This window comes from Aquimarina sp. AD10 (assembly GCF_003443715.1).
Taxonomy (GTDB): Bacteria; Bacteroidota; Bacteroidia; order Flavobacteriales; family Flavobacteriaceae; genus Aquimarina; species Aquimarina aggregata.
This window is the reverse complement of record NZ_CP031965.1, coordinates 1,830,158-1,844,839: the sequence shown is the minus strand read 5'-3', so window position 1 is coordinate 1,844,839 and position 14,682 is coordinate 1,830,158. Positions and strand designations below refer to the sequence as shown.

The 14,682-nt window shown below is 30.8% G+C and carries 17 protein-coding genes; 1 reads left to right on the top strand and 16 read right to left on the bottom strand.

The features are described 5' to 3' along the window. Positions 1–42: 42 nt before the first annotated feature. A complete protein-coding gene (locus D1816_RS07765) occupies positions 43–489 on the bottom strand; it encodes a hypothetical protein (protein ID WP_199729935.1) in 447 nt (148 codons plus the stop codon). Positions 490–688: 199 nt separating this feature from the next. On the opposite strand from D1816_RS07765, the gene D1816_RS07760 reads away from it, so the two are divergent. After that, entirely contained in the window at positions 689–2,080 is a 1,392-nt protein-coding gene (locus D1816_RS07760; protein ID WP_118502035.1) for a S41 family peptidase, read from the top strand. Positions 2,081–2,512: 432 nt separating this feature from the next. On the opposite strand, the gene D1816_RS07755 is transcribed toward D1816_RS07760, so the two are convergent. The 15 genes from D1816_RS07755 to D1816_RS07685 form a co-directional block, all read right to left on the bottom strand. Beyond that, the gene (locus D1816_RS07755; RefSeq protein ID WP_066318261.1) at positions 2,513–3,082 is read right to left on the bottom strand and encodes a Crp/Fnr family transcriptional regulator; all 570 of its coding nucleotides are present in this window, start codon (positions 3,080–3,082) and stop codon (positions 2,513–2,515) included. 18 nt (positions 3,083–3,100) lie between these two features. Continuing rightward, positions 3,101–3,988, bottom strand: a complete 888-nt coding sequence (locus D1816_RS07750; protein ID WP_118502033.1) for a DUF1080 domain-containing protein — start codon at positions 3,986–3,988, stop codon at positions 3,101–3,103. A gap of 228 nt (positions 3,989–4,216) precedes the next feature. Then, positions 4,217–4,822: a hypothetical protein gene (locus D1816_RS07745; RefSeq protein ID WP_118502031.1), complete on the bottom strand. Its 606-nt coding sequence runs from the start codon at positions 4,820–4,822 to the stop codon at positions 4,217–4,219. Continuing rightward, on the bottom strand, positions 4,812–5,309 hold the full coding sequence (locus D1816_RS07740) for an RNA polymerase sigma factor (RefSeq protein WP_066318249.1): 498 nt from the start codon (positions 5,307–5,309) through the stop codon (positions 4,812–4,814). The genes D1816_RS07745 and D1816_RS07740 overlap by 11 nt, the downstream gene beginning before the upstream one ends. Next, positions 5,302–6,141, bottom strand: a complete 840-nt coding sequence (locus D1816_RS07735; RefSeq protein WP_118502029.1) for an alpha/beta fold hydrolase — start codon at positions 6,139–6,141, stop codon at positions 5,302–5,304. The genes D1816_RS07740 and D1816_RS07735 overlap by 8 nt, the downstream gene beginning before the upstream one ends. Before the next feature lie 178 nt (positions 6,142–6,319). Beyond that, positions 6,320–7,585, bottom strand: a complete 1,266-nt coding sequence (locus D1816_RS07730) for an alpha/beta hydrolase-fold protein (RefSeq protein ID WP_118502027.1) — start codon at positions 7,583–7,585, stop codon at positions 6,320–6,322. A gap of 91 nt (positions 7,586–7,676) precedes the next feature. Further along, on the bottom strand, positions 7,677–8,045 hold the full coding sequence (locus D1816_RS07725; RefSeq protein WP_082832558.1) for a superinfection immunity protein: 369 nt from the start codon (positions 8,043–8,045) through the stop codon (positions 7,677–7,679). Between the two features lie 160 nt (positions 8,046–8,205). Further along, positions 8,206–9,192, bottom strand: a complete 987-nt coding sequence (locus tag D1816_RS07720) for a toll/interleukin-1 receptor domain-containing protein (RefSeq protein WP_066318238.1) — start codon at positions 9,190–9,192, stop codon at positions 8,206–8,208. A gap of 98 nt (positions 9,193–9,290) precedes the next feature. Then, a complete protein-coding gene (locus tag D1816_RS07715) occupies positions 9,291–9,953 on the bottom strand; it encodes a hypothetical protein (RefSeq protein ID WP_066318236.1) in 663 nt (220 codons plus the stop codon). Between the two features lie 102 nt (positions 9,954–10,055). After that, entirely contained in the window at positions 10,056–10,532 is a 477-nt protein-coding gene (locus D1816_RS07710) for a nuclear transport factor 2 family protein (RefSeq protein WP_158597716.1), read from the bottom strand. 20 nt (positions 10,533–10,552) lie between these two features. Continuing rightward, positions 10,553–11,083: a GNAT family N-acetyltransferase gene (locus D1816_RS07705; RefSeq protein ID WP_118502023.1), complete on the bottom strand. Its 531-nt coding sequence runs from the start codon at positions 11,081–11,083 to the stop codon at positions 10,553–10,555. A gap of 4 nt (positions 11,084–11,087) precedes the next feature. Then, positions 11,088–12,014, bottom strand: a complete 927-nt coding sequence (locus D1816_RS07700) for a carbon-nitrogen hydrolase family protein (RefSeq protein WP_118502021.1) — start codon at positions 12,012–12,014, stop codon at positions 11,088–11,090. A 26-nt stretch (positions 12,015–12,040) separates the two neighbouring features. Further along, the gene (locus tag D1816_RS07695; RefSeq protein ID WP_118502019.1) at positions 12,041–12,766 is read right to left on the bottom strand and encodes a sulfite exporter TauE/SafE family protein; all 726 of its coding nucleotides are present in this window, start codon (positions 12,764–12,766) and stop codon (positions 12,041–12,043) included. Positions 12,767–12,791: 25 nt separating this feature from the next. Then, positions 12,792–13,832, bottom strand: a complete 1,041-nt coding sequence (locus tag D1816_RS07690) for a zinc-dependent alcohol dehydrogenase family protein (protein ID WP_118502017.1) — start codon at positions 13,830–13,832, stop codon at positions 12,792–12,794. Positions 13,833–13,893: 61 nt separating this feature from the next. After that, positions 13,894–14,682, bottom strand: a complete 789-nt coding sequence (locus D1816_RS07685) for a hypothetical protein (RefSeq protein ID WP_118502015.1) — start codon at positions 14,680–14,682, stop codon at positions 13,894–13,896.

The window sequence follows — 14,682 nt, the reverse complement described above, 5'->3', positions numbered from 1 at the left end:
AGCTTTAAGATATCATATCCAGCTTTAGATATATGATTACATTTACTGTTTTCTTTCATAAAATAAACCAGGTCCATCACAAGCCCACCATGTTGCGGTTAACTTATCTTGAGAATCATTTAATCTAAGTATTTCTTTAAGATCACTATTACAATTGCCTATAAGGTTATTTTCTGAAATGTAGGTAAGTTCTAAATAGGTGCCATCTGATAGCATAAGAAAAGTATATGTTCCGGTAGCAAGACTTACATTTCCATTAGTATCCCGGGATTTAACAAAAGTCTTGTTAGTATTTAAAGTATAAGACTCTTGCCAAGACATTTTCCTACCTGTAATAGGAGGCATATTTGCAATACTACCTGTCATAGCAACTAATCGCCATTGTTGAGGGAATAATTTTGAATTAAAGGGAATTAATTCTGATTCTGTGCTTTCTGAGCAAGATATGAGAAATATGATCGTCAAAGGGATAAATAATAATTTTTTCACAAGGTAATTTTTTGATTTACTTATTAGATGCGATATATCTAAAGGGTTGCGTAATGCAATCGAAAATGCAGTTTTAAAATGATCATATTTTTCTTATAAAGAAACAAAAAAGTTAAACTAAAAAATGATTTACATGCAACCTTATAGGTTTTTTTATTGTCATTATTAGTGACATTTATTAATCAAAAATTAAAGTAGTATGAAATTAAATATGATTGCCAAAGTAAAAAACATAAAATCAGTTTTTATATTTTTTTTATGTAGTGTTTTTTTTTCCTGTCATTCTGATGATGATCAATCACCTCCAGAAGATCCAATGAACGGATTTTGGTTAATTGCAGATAAAGGATACATAGTAGAAATAACAGATGATAAAGATGTTGTTTATTCTGTGTCTAATGCGGGTTGTGTAGTTTTAAATAGTGGTTTTAAAATAGAAGATTCTGGAATTACCTTAAGTGTTGTAAATGATAATGAACTTGTTGGAATAACAGATCAGTCTTTGTCAAATTTTAAATTAACACGATTAGTAAACCTTGATAAACGCTGTCTTCCTGAACAACTCTCAAAAACAAAAGATCCAAAGATTAATTTCGATTTTTTTTGGAACATTTTTAATGATTATTATGCATTTTTTGAGTTGCGCAATGTAGATTGGTCAGCATATGAAAATTTAAGAGATCAAGTTACCGAAGATAACCTTTACACTATTTTAGAAGAGTTGGTTCTTAAATTAGAAGATGGTCATGTGGGAATAAGTGATGATGAGAAAGATATCGATATAAATTCTGGAACTTCTATTTTGTTAGAGAGACTCAACGCGAATTTAAGTGGAGATTTGATAATAGAGAGTGAAGACGATTTTGATAATATTATGATTCAAAAGGGTAGGATTATTATCCAAAATTATCTTGGTGGTTCATACGAATCTGATGATACCGAAACTATCATATGGCAGATTATAAATGATGAAATAGCTTATGTTAATATTTTTGGAATGGCTGGATATGGTACTACTATAAATAATGAACTTACCACATTAAACATGGTTTTAGACAAAATGATGAATGATATTAAAATGTCCGGAGTAACTAAACTGATTTTAGATATTAGATTTAATGAAGGAGGTTTTGATAAAGTTTCATCAGATATTGCCTCACGTTTTACCGATCAACAGCGCGTGGTATTTTCGAAAAAAGCTAGATTAGGAGATGGTTTTACTGAGGATTTAAATGTTTCTTTAGGCCCCAAGGGAGCATTTCAGTTTACAGATGATATTGTTTTATTGACTAGTCCTCTTACTGCAAGCGCTGCCGAAATATTTACATTGTATTTAAAAGATTTGCCCAATGTTACCATAGTAGGGGAGAATACCAACGGTGTATTTTCTGACGTATTAGAACATGTATTACCTAATGGAGCACAAATTGGATTATCAAATGAAATTTATAGTGATGCTCAAGGAGAAGTTTATGAGGCTATTGGAGTAGGACCTTCTACTGCAAATCAAGTACCGTTTTTATCTAATGATGATTTTTTAAACAATAAAGATGGTGGTATAGATAAAGCAATTGAAGTATTAAACAAATAAAAGATAAAACAAAGACAATCTAAATTATACATCATAATTTAGATTGTCTTTGTTTTAATCATTTCCGCTCTTTAATTGGATTTAATTTTTATTTTATTAATTCTTTTTTCTCTTTTTGATGAATCCAGCTTGAGCTACACCAACAGATTGCCCTATTGCAAAAAATAAAACGATAAATGCTACAATACCAATAATTAGAATACCTAATGGCGATATATCAAAAAAACCAAATATTAGAATAATTATAATGGCTATAACCCATAATAAATCTTGAATTATAATAAAGATGATAGCATTTATTTTTAACTGTTTTATTTGAGTGAAAACAAAGTAAGAAAAACGTAAGAGGGTAATGCCAATAGCCCAAAATATAGTAATATTTTGTTTTCCGAACCAAGTAGCGATGGTGTTACAGAAAAAAATTAAAGAAACTTAATCCGCTACTTTTTTTCTTAATCTACTTAGGGATTCTGGAGTAATACCAAGCATTGAAGCTATGTGTTGTAACGGGACATGATTAAAAAGGGCAGGTTCCTCTTCGAGCAAAGATTCAAACCGTTGTTTCGCTGTAGTATGTAATTGAGCAAACATACTTCGTTCTAACAACGCAAATGAATGTGCTAATAATTGATTGTCAAATTCAATCCATTTTGGAGTTTGTTTACCTAAATCAAAGTGTTTTTTACGATTGATAACATAAAGTGTACAATCTGTTAATGCTTGAATGTTCCAATAATTACTGGATTCGAAGACAAAACTTGATAAGGATGTAATAAATTTACCACTGCTTCCTATCCATAAAGTGATTTCTTTTCCATCTGCTATATCATACATTCGTAAATAACCCGAAGCTATAAATGCCATTTTTCTGCATATTTTTCCCGATTCAAGAAAAAACTCTCCTTTTTTTATTTTTTTTACTTCAAAAGAAGATATAATAGCGTCTAAACTGCTTTTGTCAATATCAACCTGATCTGATATACATTCTCTTAATAGAATCATTGTTTTAATCTTATAGCGTTACAAAAAGTATTGAGAATATTTGTTTGGAAGGGTTTTTAGCGTTTTGATTTCTATGTTTTTATAAAATACTTCTGCAGCTTCACTTTGTATCTGAATTTTTCCTTTATTCATAGGAATTGGTTTACCGTTATCTAAGTATCTTGAATTTTTAAGAATCATAACTACATGGCCGTTTACAATATGTATACTTTTGTCATCAAAACATATTAACTCTAACGTATTCCATTGACCAGGTTCATTTTCATAATTTGCGCTGCGAAGACAGAAACCTGATATTTTTTCACCTTTACCAATGGGCAGAAAAGGTTGACTTTTATCCGCAACAGGGTTCATGATATACTCTGGTATGAAAGCACGTATATCAATAGCCGAAGTTGATTGACTCCAATAATCACCCATATGACCTTCCATAATTTGAAATTCTTGAGAGAGCATCCAAGATCTCCAATATTCTGCTCCCATGGGCCCTATTGAATGATATAATATACCTGAATCCTTTAATAAGCTTTTTCTGGGATTCCATTTTTTTTCACCCCATTTAACTTGTAACCTTAAGTGATAATTTGAATATTCTTTTTTAGTAACCACACATCCATAAATTTCACCACTAATTTTTAAAACAGGATCATTTTGTTCTTCAATAACACTAAAAACATTGTACTGGTCTTGATTTAAACCAATTGGAGCTATATCATTTCCGTTTTCATCTTTAGGAGCTTTTCCATCATAGCCTAATTGATGTCTAAAACTTAGATAATTATCCCAGTTTGTAAGTTCTTTATCTAATAAATTTGTCCAATTATCATCCTCTTTATTTTTACAAGAATAAAAAGTAATTATTGTTAAAAATATGATTAATAAACTCTTTGTTTTTGTTTTATCCATAACGTGTTTCAAGAAAAAAATGCATTAATAAAATTAATAGTAAGCCGTCATTTCCTTCAGGTTAAACTTATGAAAATTTAATATCAATACAAAGGTCAAAAGTACCTTTTAGGTAACCATTAATAGCAGGACAATGGCTAATGAATAGATTGTTTTTTTGTTTTACCTACTCATAATAAATATGATCTAAATTATGATCTTTCTTGATTTAATTACTCTTAATCATATTCACAAGACACTTTCCGCTATTATTTTTTCTTTTAATTCAATAATCTCATGAAGTGTTTTGACTTCTTGTTTTACACTTTTTCTAATGATCGGAATAAAAATAGCCGCTGCAATAATATAAGAAGTATTGATAAGAATCATCTGCCAAGTACTAAAATAAAGACTAAATTCTGGTGTTATCATATAAAACCCAATAGTATATAAAAGAATAATAATTACGGTTAAAGGTCCATGTATCCTTTTCCTAAAATTATAATAGTTTATTGTTTCTTGTGTTGTTGATAATACATTGTTGACTATGTCTACTTTTTTGGATTTTATAATACTGATAAATTCTATAATTATTCTTAAAAAAAGACCGCCAATCATTAATCCAACACCAATTCTACTTAGTATTTGTTGTACTGGAGCGATATAATAGAAAAATAAACTTATAACAACTAAAGTAATTAGTAATACGACTATATTTCCATACTGAAATCGTATAGTTGAAGCCTTTTTCTTTGTAACGGCAGCTAACATAGTGTCCATTGCCATTGGTTCGTTTCGTATTTGTTCTTTATTTTTTTGCCACTTACGTTGTAAGTCATAGAATTCATTGTTCATTGTCCAATATTTTTTTAAGTCTTTTCTTAATTCTGTGAATTTTTACTCTAACATTAGTAGGTTGAATACCTAAAACATTTGATATGTTGTCATAGTCTTGACCTTCTAATACCATCATGATAATTAATCGGTCTATTTTTTCTAGCTTACCTATTGCTCGGTATAAACTTTGGTCTTGTTCTGTCTTAGAACCCGAATGTTCGTCAGCTAGTATTCCTTCTATTTTTTCTAAGGGTATATTACTTTTCTTTTTTTCTTTTCTGATATATTGAAGACATGTGTTTACGGTTATGCGATATACCCATGTTTTAGAAGATGATTTACCTTTGAATTTATCGATGGCTTTCCAGATATTTATAAAGACTTCTTGAGATAAATCGTTAGCGATATCTGTATCACCCTTCATAAAACCCAAACACATTTGTAATACCATAGGATAACACTGTCTATATATAGTATCAAAAAACTGTTGGTTCTTCTTACTCATCTGCTAAAAAGGCATTAACTTTTGCATAAAACCATTCGGGTTTATCAAACATGATAAAGTGTTTACTGTCATCTGCCATTACTATCGTTTTGTTTGACAATTTTTTATATTGTTTTTCATAATTTGATTGTGCAATGGCTTTATTTGGGTACGATGCTCCTAAAATTAGAGTTTTTGCAGTAATCCTATCTAGTATTGTTCTTAAATCTAGTTTTAGTAAATCAGTATATCCATATACATAAGTTTCTCTGTCGGCCTCTGACATCCAATTAACAAGAGTATCATATTTGTCCTTTTGATTGGTCATATTCTGCGCCATCATAGTTGCCGTTTGTTTAAATGCAGCATCTTTCATGACCAATAATTGTTGATTATAAGGACTTTCATATTGAATATTGCTTTCTGGTACTCCTGGCATCATGAGTTCACGCATACAAGGGATTGCATCAACAATAATTATTTTATGTATGTTTTGAGGAAGTATTGCAGCTAAATCTGTTGCAAGATTACCTCCCATACTATGCCCGATAATTGTAACGTGATTTAGCTTTCTATCTTTAATATAGTTTACTAACTCTTGTTTGATAGTAGTATACCAAGGCATTTTTATTGGTGGATTACCATTAAAACCGGCATATGAAATTAAATGTGCTTCGTTTTTTGAAGCTAAATGATTTACTGTTTCTTTCCAGATTGATCCGGGAGTGGTAAAACCTGGTAAGAAAAGAATTGTATTCCCTTTTCCTATAACTTCTGATTTTATTGCCGAATTTTGACTAAACCCGAAACATACAATAAATAATACTACTAAAGTTGTCCTAAATGTTTTCATCGTTTTTGTATTTTGATTTTCCCTTTGATGCACAAATTTTAGTATTGTTACACCTGTTCTAAAAAAAATCAAAAAGAGTAAACGATATTATGCTTTTTCCTTTAAATACAGCTAATTATGTATAAGACTAGTTACTTTGATACTACACTAAAAATAAACAGTACTATTTTATAAAAGATTAGTTTTGAACCGCTTCCATTTTTAAAGTAATTTCTTTTTTGTGGTCTTCATAGTACTTTAAATGTTCACGATCATATTCTTTAGCTAGCTTTATAGCCTTTTCTTGTACTTTTAGTGCTTCTTTAAATTTGTTGTTTGCAATTAACGCAGAGGCAAGAGTACTTAATGCTTGTGCAGATTTTGGACGATAGGTCACCAAGCGTTTGTATACTTCTATAGATTCATCATATCGTTTTTGTCTTAAAAGTCTATTGGCACTTGCCTGTAAACTGCTTCCACTATTCCAACGTTCTGCTTTTGGTAAAATTGGATACCCATATTCTGAGGATAGCCTTTTGTAATATGTATCAATATTACTTATCGTATTGCCGTTTTGTTTTTCAAAATCGCTAAACTCTTTATTCCATTTATTTTTTGGAAAAAATACTTCCATGGCCTTAATAAAACCAGATAAGACTACTCCATAATGACTTTCATTAGCAATAACTTCTGCCTTTATTTTGATTTTGTCTGAAGTATATGATGATGTTTTGTTTTGTAATGTTTTTATGTTGGTAGCAATTTTAGCATCATATGTAACATCTTCATCGGCAGATGTAACGTATAAATGTGCTCTGCGATTTTTGTTAGTATTTAATCGATCTATAATGGCATCTATAAATGTTTCTTCAGGTTTATATCCCATCCCTAGAATATCTCCTGAGGCAATAGCAACATGAGCTTGAAACAAATCTGGCATTTTACTAAAAGTATGTAAAGGAAAAGTTGAAGTAGCAGAGGTTCCCACGATCATTCTATAATCAGCAGTTCTATATTGCTTAGAGAGATATGAAAACAGCTCGTCTTTTAAAAACTTACTAAATACATCAGGGTTTCCATCAAAGGGCATTTGTTTCCAACTTTTTGGCCAAAATTCACTATTATTTGTATACACTTTTGGGGCATAAAATTTTTCAAAGTCATTTGGAAAACTTACTACAATTGCTTCGGGCATGCTACTTACAGAGCTAAGATGTTTTACTACACCAGTTATTTGATAGAAAAATTCATCCTCTAGTAATACAATTAACGGATAGGTATGCAACGGACAATCATTGTCATAAGTTTCTGGTAAATAGATGTTAATCCCTACGTTTTGCTTTAGAATTTTTGAATTTATAGTATGCTGTTCTATTGATGCAATTGGAGATACTTTAACCTGAGCGCTTGTATTATATATAAAATGAGCAAGTATAAAAGTTAAAAAAAAGGTTCGGAGTTTCATGGCGGTTATTACTGAAGTTACTTTCTATTGTTTTAATACGGTTATAGGTTTTAAGAGGTAACTATTTTGTTGGTAATTATAAACGTTGAATTTATCGTTTTTTTAAAATCTTACTTTTTTGGTGGTCATATTCATCTTGCGTAATAGCTCCATCATCTAGAAGTTTCTTTAGTTTGGTTAACTTGTCAATTCCATCTTCTTTAGTGATAGGTGTTTGTGATTTTACTACAATGGGTTGTGGTTTACTATCACTGGATAGACTCCAAACTAAAGAAACTACCCAACCAATAAGACTCCACCCTAGAAAAAAGTTTAATGCTATTATAGCAACTAAATTTTTTTTCCATCGTATAAGTGCAATGATCGATGGTATAAAATAGAAAGCAATAGCAACAATTATCATTATGACGATCACTGTATCCTGCTCGGATAAGCTCTTTGCTTGCAAAAAGAAATTCATAGAATTTTATGTATTAATAATTATTTGGGATACATAAAACAGGAAGGGGAAAATGGTTTTATGTATTTGAGCACTAAACTAATAAAAAATATTAAATAGTGATGAATAAAAGTATTGATTTCTATATAGATTCTTTAAATACTACATTAGTAAAAAGAATTTAATTGTATTTAGATAAAATCATTTGGCAAAATTCATTTATTTTTTCAGTATCGCCTTCTCTGGCATTAAAAAAGTTTAGAATACTCATCTCAAAAGGTAAATCTGCAGAGTATAAATAGATTGGCAATACAGTATCACTACCTTCGGTTATAAATTTTAAATTACAAAAGGAATATTCATACTTACAAAACTTGGATTGTACAAAGGCGTCAGATAAACATACTATAAATCGTTTAGAGTTTGCCATAGAAGTATTTAATTTATCTAACCAATTCGTTCCAATATCAATATCTTCGGTATCTATAAAGAGATTAAATTTTTCTCCCAGAACATTCTTAATGATTTCTACTTCTTTGGTGTTTTTTCGACTATAACTTACAAAAAAATCATAAGGAGGAGCTGGTGCTTTTGGAAGTTGACCAGTGTTAATTTTCTTTTTTTGTGAAAAAAGTAATTTTAGAGAGTTTACTTTAGACTCGTCTATCTCTACAATTTTGATGGTTTCAAAAGGTGTTTTTTCTAACCATAACAGGCTTGTGTTAACCAGTTCTTTTACAACAAGTTCTTCAGAATAGTTTTGGTCTCCAGTCATTAATAAAGGCATAGCAATTGTTTTTATTGAATGGCTTTTTGAAATGAATGTTAAGCTTTGAAAAATTTCTGCGATTTGCGAATACGGATTCGTATGGGGGATAGGTTCAAAACACAAAATCCTTTTAGTATTTGGGTAATCAATTTCTTTAGAGATCCAACAATGAGAAAAAGCTCTTAGATCTAATTCTTTATTTTTGGATAATTTTTCTATAGATAACCCTTTGCGATGCAGTCCACCAATAAGAGAAGTTGTGGTAGGAGAGTAATTATCAGGAAAAGCTGAAAGTACAAGGAAATCAACCTTGTGGTCATCTGAAATATTAGTTAAATCTCCTTTAAACAATTGAAGAGATTTTTTTTCTGACAATTTTAATTCAGAAACAAGCTCCATAGATATTCTGGTTTATACTATTGATTACTATTTGTAGAATAAATATAGCATCTTTATTTATAAAAAATCAAGGAATTATAGATGAGATGTTTTAAAATTTACACCTGCCTGTTTAACAAGGGTTTTACTTTTGTTTTTCTTTTCCAATATATCATATAAATGATTCCTAGAATCGTAGGCGTAATCCAAGCGAATAAATTTCCGATACCTAAGCCAGCAACAATAAAGGCAGTTACAGAAGCTATAAAAGCACCTATCATTTTACTTATATGAGAGGTTAGCCAGGCGTTTTTTGTTACTGAATACGTGCTGTAAAACCTAAAATCTTTTACCGTTGTAAATAGCCCAAAAGCGCCAAAGAATAAAAATAAAACACTGTTTTCTATCACATTTATAACACCATAACTACCAACAGCTATCATTACTACAGAAAATAATAACATGCTTCCAGAAATTACTTTATCTATCCAATCTGTTTGTTTTTTATGCTTAGATTTAAACAAAAGTGCTCTTTTGCCTGCCACAACTAAATAAATAGTAAAAAGACCAATTAAGAATAAGAAGATATTTTCATGATTGGGCATCAAAGAAATTGGCAATGAAATTAATGAACTTGTGATCATGCCTATAGAGAATAGTTTTCCAGTTTTTTTATGAAGTTTAGTTCCTTTTTTAGCGATTATACTTACTATTCCAGTTAATAATCCAAGCCCTCCAAAAAAAGCATGTATGTAAATGAAAATTTTAATTGTTTGTTCCATCAGTTAGTTTTATGATCCCAAAGATTGAGATTAGATTTGAATTTCTAAGGGTAAACTTACTGAATTGTTGATTTTTTAGGATGAATAGTGGGCTTTAAAAAATTACTTGATTTTTCCATCATGGAATCCGGCTCTTTTCCAATTCGTTTTTTCAAGAATCCAAATATTGGTTACTCGAAATTCATTTTCTGTTAATTTGCCGAGTCTAGTGGTAGAAGTACTAACTTTTGCGGTTACTATCGCAGTGTTATTATAAAATGTTACTTTTTTTTCTGTCATTTCATATGTGTTAACAATAAGGTTTCCAGAATCAATTTCCTTTTTCCTTTTGCTTAGGTACGTCAGCCATGTATTCTTGTCTATAGCTTTTGACGTAGTATTAGTATGCGTATAATTATTCGTAATCATTGAGGCTAACTGTTCAATATTACCTTCTTTAAAGGCATTATTAAATTTGTCGATACTTAGCCAAAGTAGCTGTTCGTTTTTAGAATTATCGTTTTTTTGATCGTTTTTTGTAGTACAAGCTATAAAAACTATTGAAATAATAACTATCAGAATAATGAGCTTGCTATTCATAATTTTTTCCATTAGAGATATTATTTTTTGAAGTTATCTTTATGAATGCTAAAAATACTATTGTTTAGATTACCTTCATCTTTTTTATCTTTATGATACCTAAAGTTATTGTTTTTAAGTAGTTTTTTAGAAGGGATATTATCTTTATGTGTGTATGCTTCTATAGTATCTAAATGTAACGTTTCAAACCCGTAGTCAAGAACACAATATAATGCTTCACTCATAATGCCCTGACCATGTGATTTAGGATGTAAATCATACCCTACTTCTGCTGTTTTAAAATCTTTTGAGAATTTCCATAAACAAATAGTACCTATGGTAAGCGTTGTATCTCTTTTTGTGATACACCAAAATAATATTTCGCCTTTTTTAGTCTGATTATTAATTCTGGTTATAAAATTAGTAACATCTTCGTCGGTATTTGTTCGTTGTCTTTTTATATATTGATTAACTTCTTCATTGGACCTAAGGAAACGAATAGCTTCTCTATCACTATCTACTAATGGTCTTAGAGTTAATCTTTCAGTTTTTAATTCAGGAACTGTATTCATTATGTTATTTACTTTCTTCTTTTATGTTAGGTTGCTCTTTTGCTTCGAATTGAAAAATATCATTTCGTGCATAATGTCCAATAACATCAAAATCAAGTTTACTATGACTGATTTCATCTAAGTCTAATTCTGCAATTAAAACTCCGGCTTTTCCAAAAAGAGGCCCTTCGATAACTTTTCCTAAAGGAGAAACAATTATACTGCCTCCCGGGCATATCTCTTCAGGATCATCTTTAACAAGGTCTTGATATTTTTGAGGATACATGGATTTGGTATAATATTGATTACAGCCCAATACAAAACACCTTCCTTCTAAGGCTATGTGCTTCATAGTTGCGGTCCATTCGGATCTAGAATCTGCAGTTGGTGCGATATAAATTTCAACCCCTTTTTTATACATTGACATTCTTGCCAGAGGCATATAATTTTCCCAGCAAATCAGCCCTCCTAATTTTCCAATCTTGGTTTTAAAAGTAACAAGAGATTCTCCCGCAGCTTCTGCCCAAATAATTCTTTCTGTTCCCGTAGGTTTAATTTTTCTGTGTACACCTAATAAACCGTCTGTTGGGGATATATATAGCATAGAACAATATAAACTTCCGTTAGTTTCTTGTTTTTCGGTAGCACCAATAACTAAATATATATTCTGGGCTTTAGAAAGTTTTTCTAGTCTTTTTAAATCGTCACTTTCTAGATCAATACTATTTTTATAATATTCAGAATATAAAATTCTTCCTTCGTCTGTTCTGCTACCTACTTTAGCTCCAAAAGAGAATCCACGTGGATATCCTGGTATGAAGGATTCAGGAAAAACAAGAAATTCACAACCTTGTTTTGCATATTTTATAGTGAGATCTTCTATTTTTTTGATAGTTTTATTTTTATCAAAAAAGACAGGACTATCTTGTACTAACCCAACTTTTACTTTCATATTTTCGATTCTAGATTTGAATGATATTATTTAAATAAGATTACAATTCCGCCAATAGCGGTCATAATCAAAATAAACTTTCGATATTGGTGATCCTTAAATCTTTTTACAACTTTAATTCCTATAATAAAACCTATGATAACCCCAGGAATAAGGTATAAATCTGTTGTAAGAGATTCTTTATGTATTGTCTCCCAACTAAATATATGAAAAGGTAATTTAAACAGGTTGATAATGAAGAATAACCAAGCCGCTGTACCAATAAATTCATTTTTAGGAATCCGAGTTGCCATAAAAAAGATATTGGTAAATGCTCCTGCGAGATTACCTATCATCGTGGTAAAACCAGCGGCAAAACCAGTAGTACCAATAAACCATAACTTCTTTGGTATATTACTTTTATCGTAACGTTCCCAGAAAAACATTATTATGACGCTAATAATGATAATAATAGCCATTCCTTTTTTAAATAATTCTTCTGGTAAATTTTTACCAACAAATACTGCAACTAATACTCCAGCAATCATCCATGGTAAGAATTGCAAAAGATATTTCCATCGAGTATGCCTATTATAGTAAGTTACAGCAAGAATATCTGCAAAAATCAAAAGAGGTAAAAGTATACCCGTGGATGCTTTGGCACCATGAACTAGGGCCATTAATGTAACAATAACGATTCCCATACCTTTAAGTCCAGATTTGGACATGCCAAGAATAATTGCAGCAATAAATGTGATAATATATGGTATCATTTTTATAGTATTAGGCCATGATATTTTAAAATGAATTAATTACTTGCATACCTTTATTATCAAAGGTGTTCATGTTAGGTAAAGCAGTAATAGCATCTTCTAACGAAATAGTTTTCTGAATCAATCTTTCAGGTTGTAAAGTACCGTTTTTGATCATAGTTAACATTTCTGGATATTTATAAGCCTGCATCCCATGACTTCCTATAATTTCTAACTCATTTGCCAAAACTTGATCCATAGGTATTTTTGGGTGTTGATGATCTCCAGTCATTAAACCTACTTGAATATGTTTCCCTTGTTTTCTTAAATTAGCAATAGAATTAAAACATGTCGTTGCACTTCCTAGAGCATCTATAGATACATGAACGCCACCATTAGATATTGATTTTATATGCTCTATTATGTTTTTAGTAGTGGCCGCATTAATCGTATTGGTTGCCCCTAATTCAGAAGCTAATTTTAAATTATCATCATTAATGTCAATTGCTATTACCTGAGCTCCTAATGCATTGGCAATCATAACAGCAGATAAACCAATACCGCCACAACCATGTATAGCTATATAATGGCCCGCAGTAACCTTGCCTTGTGCTACAACAGCTCTAAAAGAGGTAATAAAACGACATCCAAGTGTAGCGGCCGTAATATCATTAATTTCATTAGGAAGTTTTACAAGATTTGTATTGGCGTAATCAATACTTACATACTCTGCAAATGACCCCCAATGTGTAAATCCTGGTTGAGATTGATGATCGCATACTTGATGGTTTCCAGAGATACAAGGAGCACATGTCCCGCAACCACAAACAAAAGGTACCGTAACACGATCTCCTATTTTGAAATTAGATACATTTTTACCAAGCTCAACAATTACACCAGCTAACTCATGTCCAGGTATATGTGGTAATTCTATATCTTGATCATGTCCCATCCACCCATGCCAGTCGCTTCTACAAAGCCCTGTAGCTTTTACTTGGATAACAACACCATTTTCTTTTGGTGTTGGATCTGTAACATTTTGGATGCTTAATGGGCCTTGAAATGATTCGTAAACAAGTGCTTTCATTTGTTTGTGATTCTCTTTAGTTCTATACTATTTTAATTACTGATATATATGTTATCTTGCTTTATCGAATAGCTTCTAAAAAAGGTTTCATTTCTAGTAAATTGATATCATCTCGTTTACGCAATTCTCTTAAAAACCAACCTTTATGACCTGCACCGTATATGATTAACATTCTTTTTCCTTGATATCGATGTTTTTCTAGTGCTTTTTCAATATTCCAATAATGAGCGATATTAATGTTGTCCCAGCCTCCAAGACCTAATTCTACATTAAATAATCTATTGTACACTTGTAGGCTTATATCTTGTATGCTATCATATGTATTTGTGTGTATAAAATACGGATCATTTACTTTACCTGTCGCTTTATATACGTCATCAGATTGTTTGTTTGCGGCTAAGTAATTTTTCCAGTCTTTTGCACGAGTACTATCTTTACGTATAGCCCTTAGTTTTTGACTTCGCTCATCTGCCATAGGTTTGGTCCAACCAGCTGTAGGAATAATTTCAAATTCCATTTCTTTGGTGAGTGGAAAAACAACATCTGTATATTCTGGAAAACGCATTACTCTTGGTTCTGAAATGCTATCATTTTTTATGAAACCCAAAGCAGCTTCTTCAAAACGATCAGGTGGGATTTCTGCAAGAATATAATCTGGTTTTATTTGTTTGATTAGTCTTTTTAAATAAGAGATATTATAAATGCTGTCGGTACGATGCCCACTATGAATAGTTCCTAAAACCAATACTTCATTTTTGTTCTTTTGAGAATTTGTTTTGTTGGATGTGTCACAACTTAAAATAAGTCCTGCTATAAGTAGAAAGCATAAAAATTTATATATGGAATTCAT

Excerpts from the sequence above, each read along its gene's own strand:
- D1816_RS07760 (WP_118502035.1), top strand. The coding sequence starts at position 689 with ATGAAATTAAATATGATTGCCAAAGTAAAAAACATAAAATCAGTTTTT.
- D1816_RS07755 (WP_066318261.1), bottom strand. The coding sequence starts at position 3,082 with ATGATTCTATTAAGAGAATGTATATCAGATCAGGTTGATATTGACAAA.
- D1816_RS07750 (WP_118502033.1), bottom strand. The coding sequence starts at position 3,988 with ATGGATAAAACAAAAACAAAGAGTTTATTAATCATATTTTTAACAATA.
- D1816_RS07745 (WP_118502031.1), bottom strand. The coding sequence starts at position 4,822 with ATGAACAATGAATTCTATGACTTACAACGTAAGTGGCAAAAAAATAAA.
- D1816_RS07740 (WP_066318249.1), bottom strand. The coding sequence starts at position 5,309 with ATGAGTAAGAAGAACCAACAGTTTTTTGATACTATATATAGACAGTGT.
- D1816_RS07735 (WP_118502029.1), bottom strand. The coding sequence starts at position 6,141 with ATGAAAACATTTAGGACAACTTTAGTAGTATTATTTATTGTATGTTTC.
- D1816_RS07730 (WP_118502027.1), bottom strand. The coding sequence starts at position 7,585 with ATGAAACTCCGAACCTTTTTTTTAACTTTTATACTTGCTCATTTTATA.
- D1816_RS07725 (WP_082832558.1), bottom strand. The coding sequence starts at position 8,045 with ATGAATTTCTTTTTGCAAGCAAAGAGCTTATCCGAGCAGGATACAGTG.
- D1816_RS07720 (WP_066318238.1), bottom strand. The coding sequence starts at position 9,192 with ATGGAGCTTGTTTCTGAATTAAAATTGTCAGAAAAAAAATCTCTTCAA.
- D1816_RS07715 (WP_066318236.1), bottom strand. The coding sequence starts at position 9,953 with ATGGAACAAACAATTAAAATTTTCATTTACATACATGCTTTTTTTGGA.
- D1816_RS07710 (WP_158597716.1), bottom strand. The coding sequence starts at position 10,532 with ATGAATAGCAAGCTCATTATTCTGATAGTTATTATTTCAATAGTTTTT.
- D1816_RS07705 (WP_118502023.1), bottom strand. The coding sequence starts at position 11,083 with ATGAATACAGTTCCTGAATTAAAAACTGAAAGATTAACTCTAAGACCA.
- D1816_RS07700 (WP_118502021.1), bottom strand. The coding sequence starts at position 12,014 with ATGAAAGTAAAAGTTGGGTTAGTACAAGATAGTCCTGTCTTTTTTGAT.
- D1816_RS07695 (WP_118502019.1), bottom strand. The coding sequence starts at position 12,766 with ATGATACCATATATTATCACATTTATTGCTGCAATTATTCTTGGCATG.
- D1816_RS07690 (WP_118502017.1), bottom strand. The coding sequence starts at position 13,832 with ATGAAAGCACTTGTTTACGAATCATTTCAAGGCCCATTAAGCATCCAA.
- D1816_RS07685 (WP_118502015.1), bottom strand. The coding sequence starts at position 14,682 with ATGAATTCCATATATAAATTTTTATGCTTTCTACTTATAGCAGGACTT.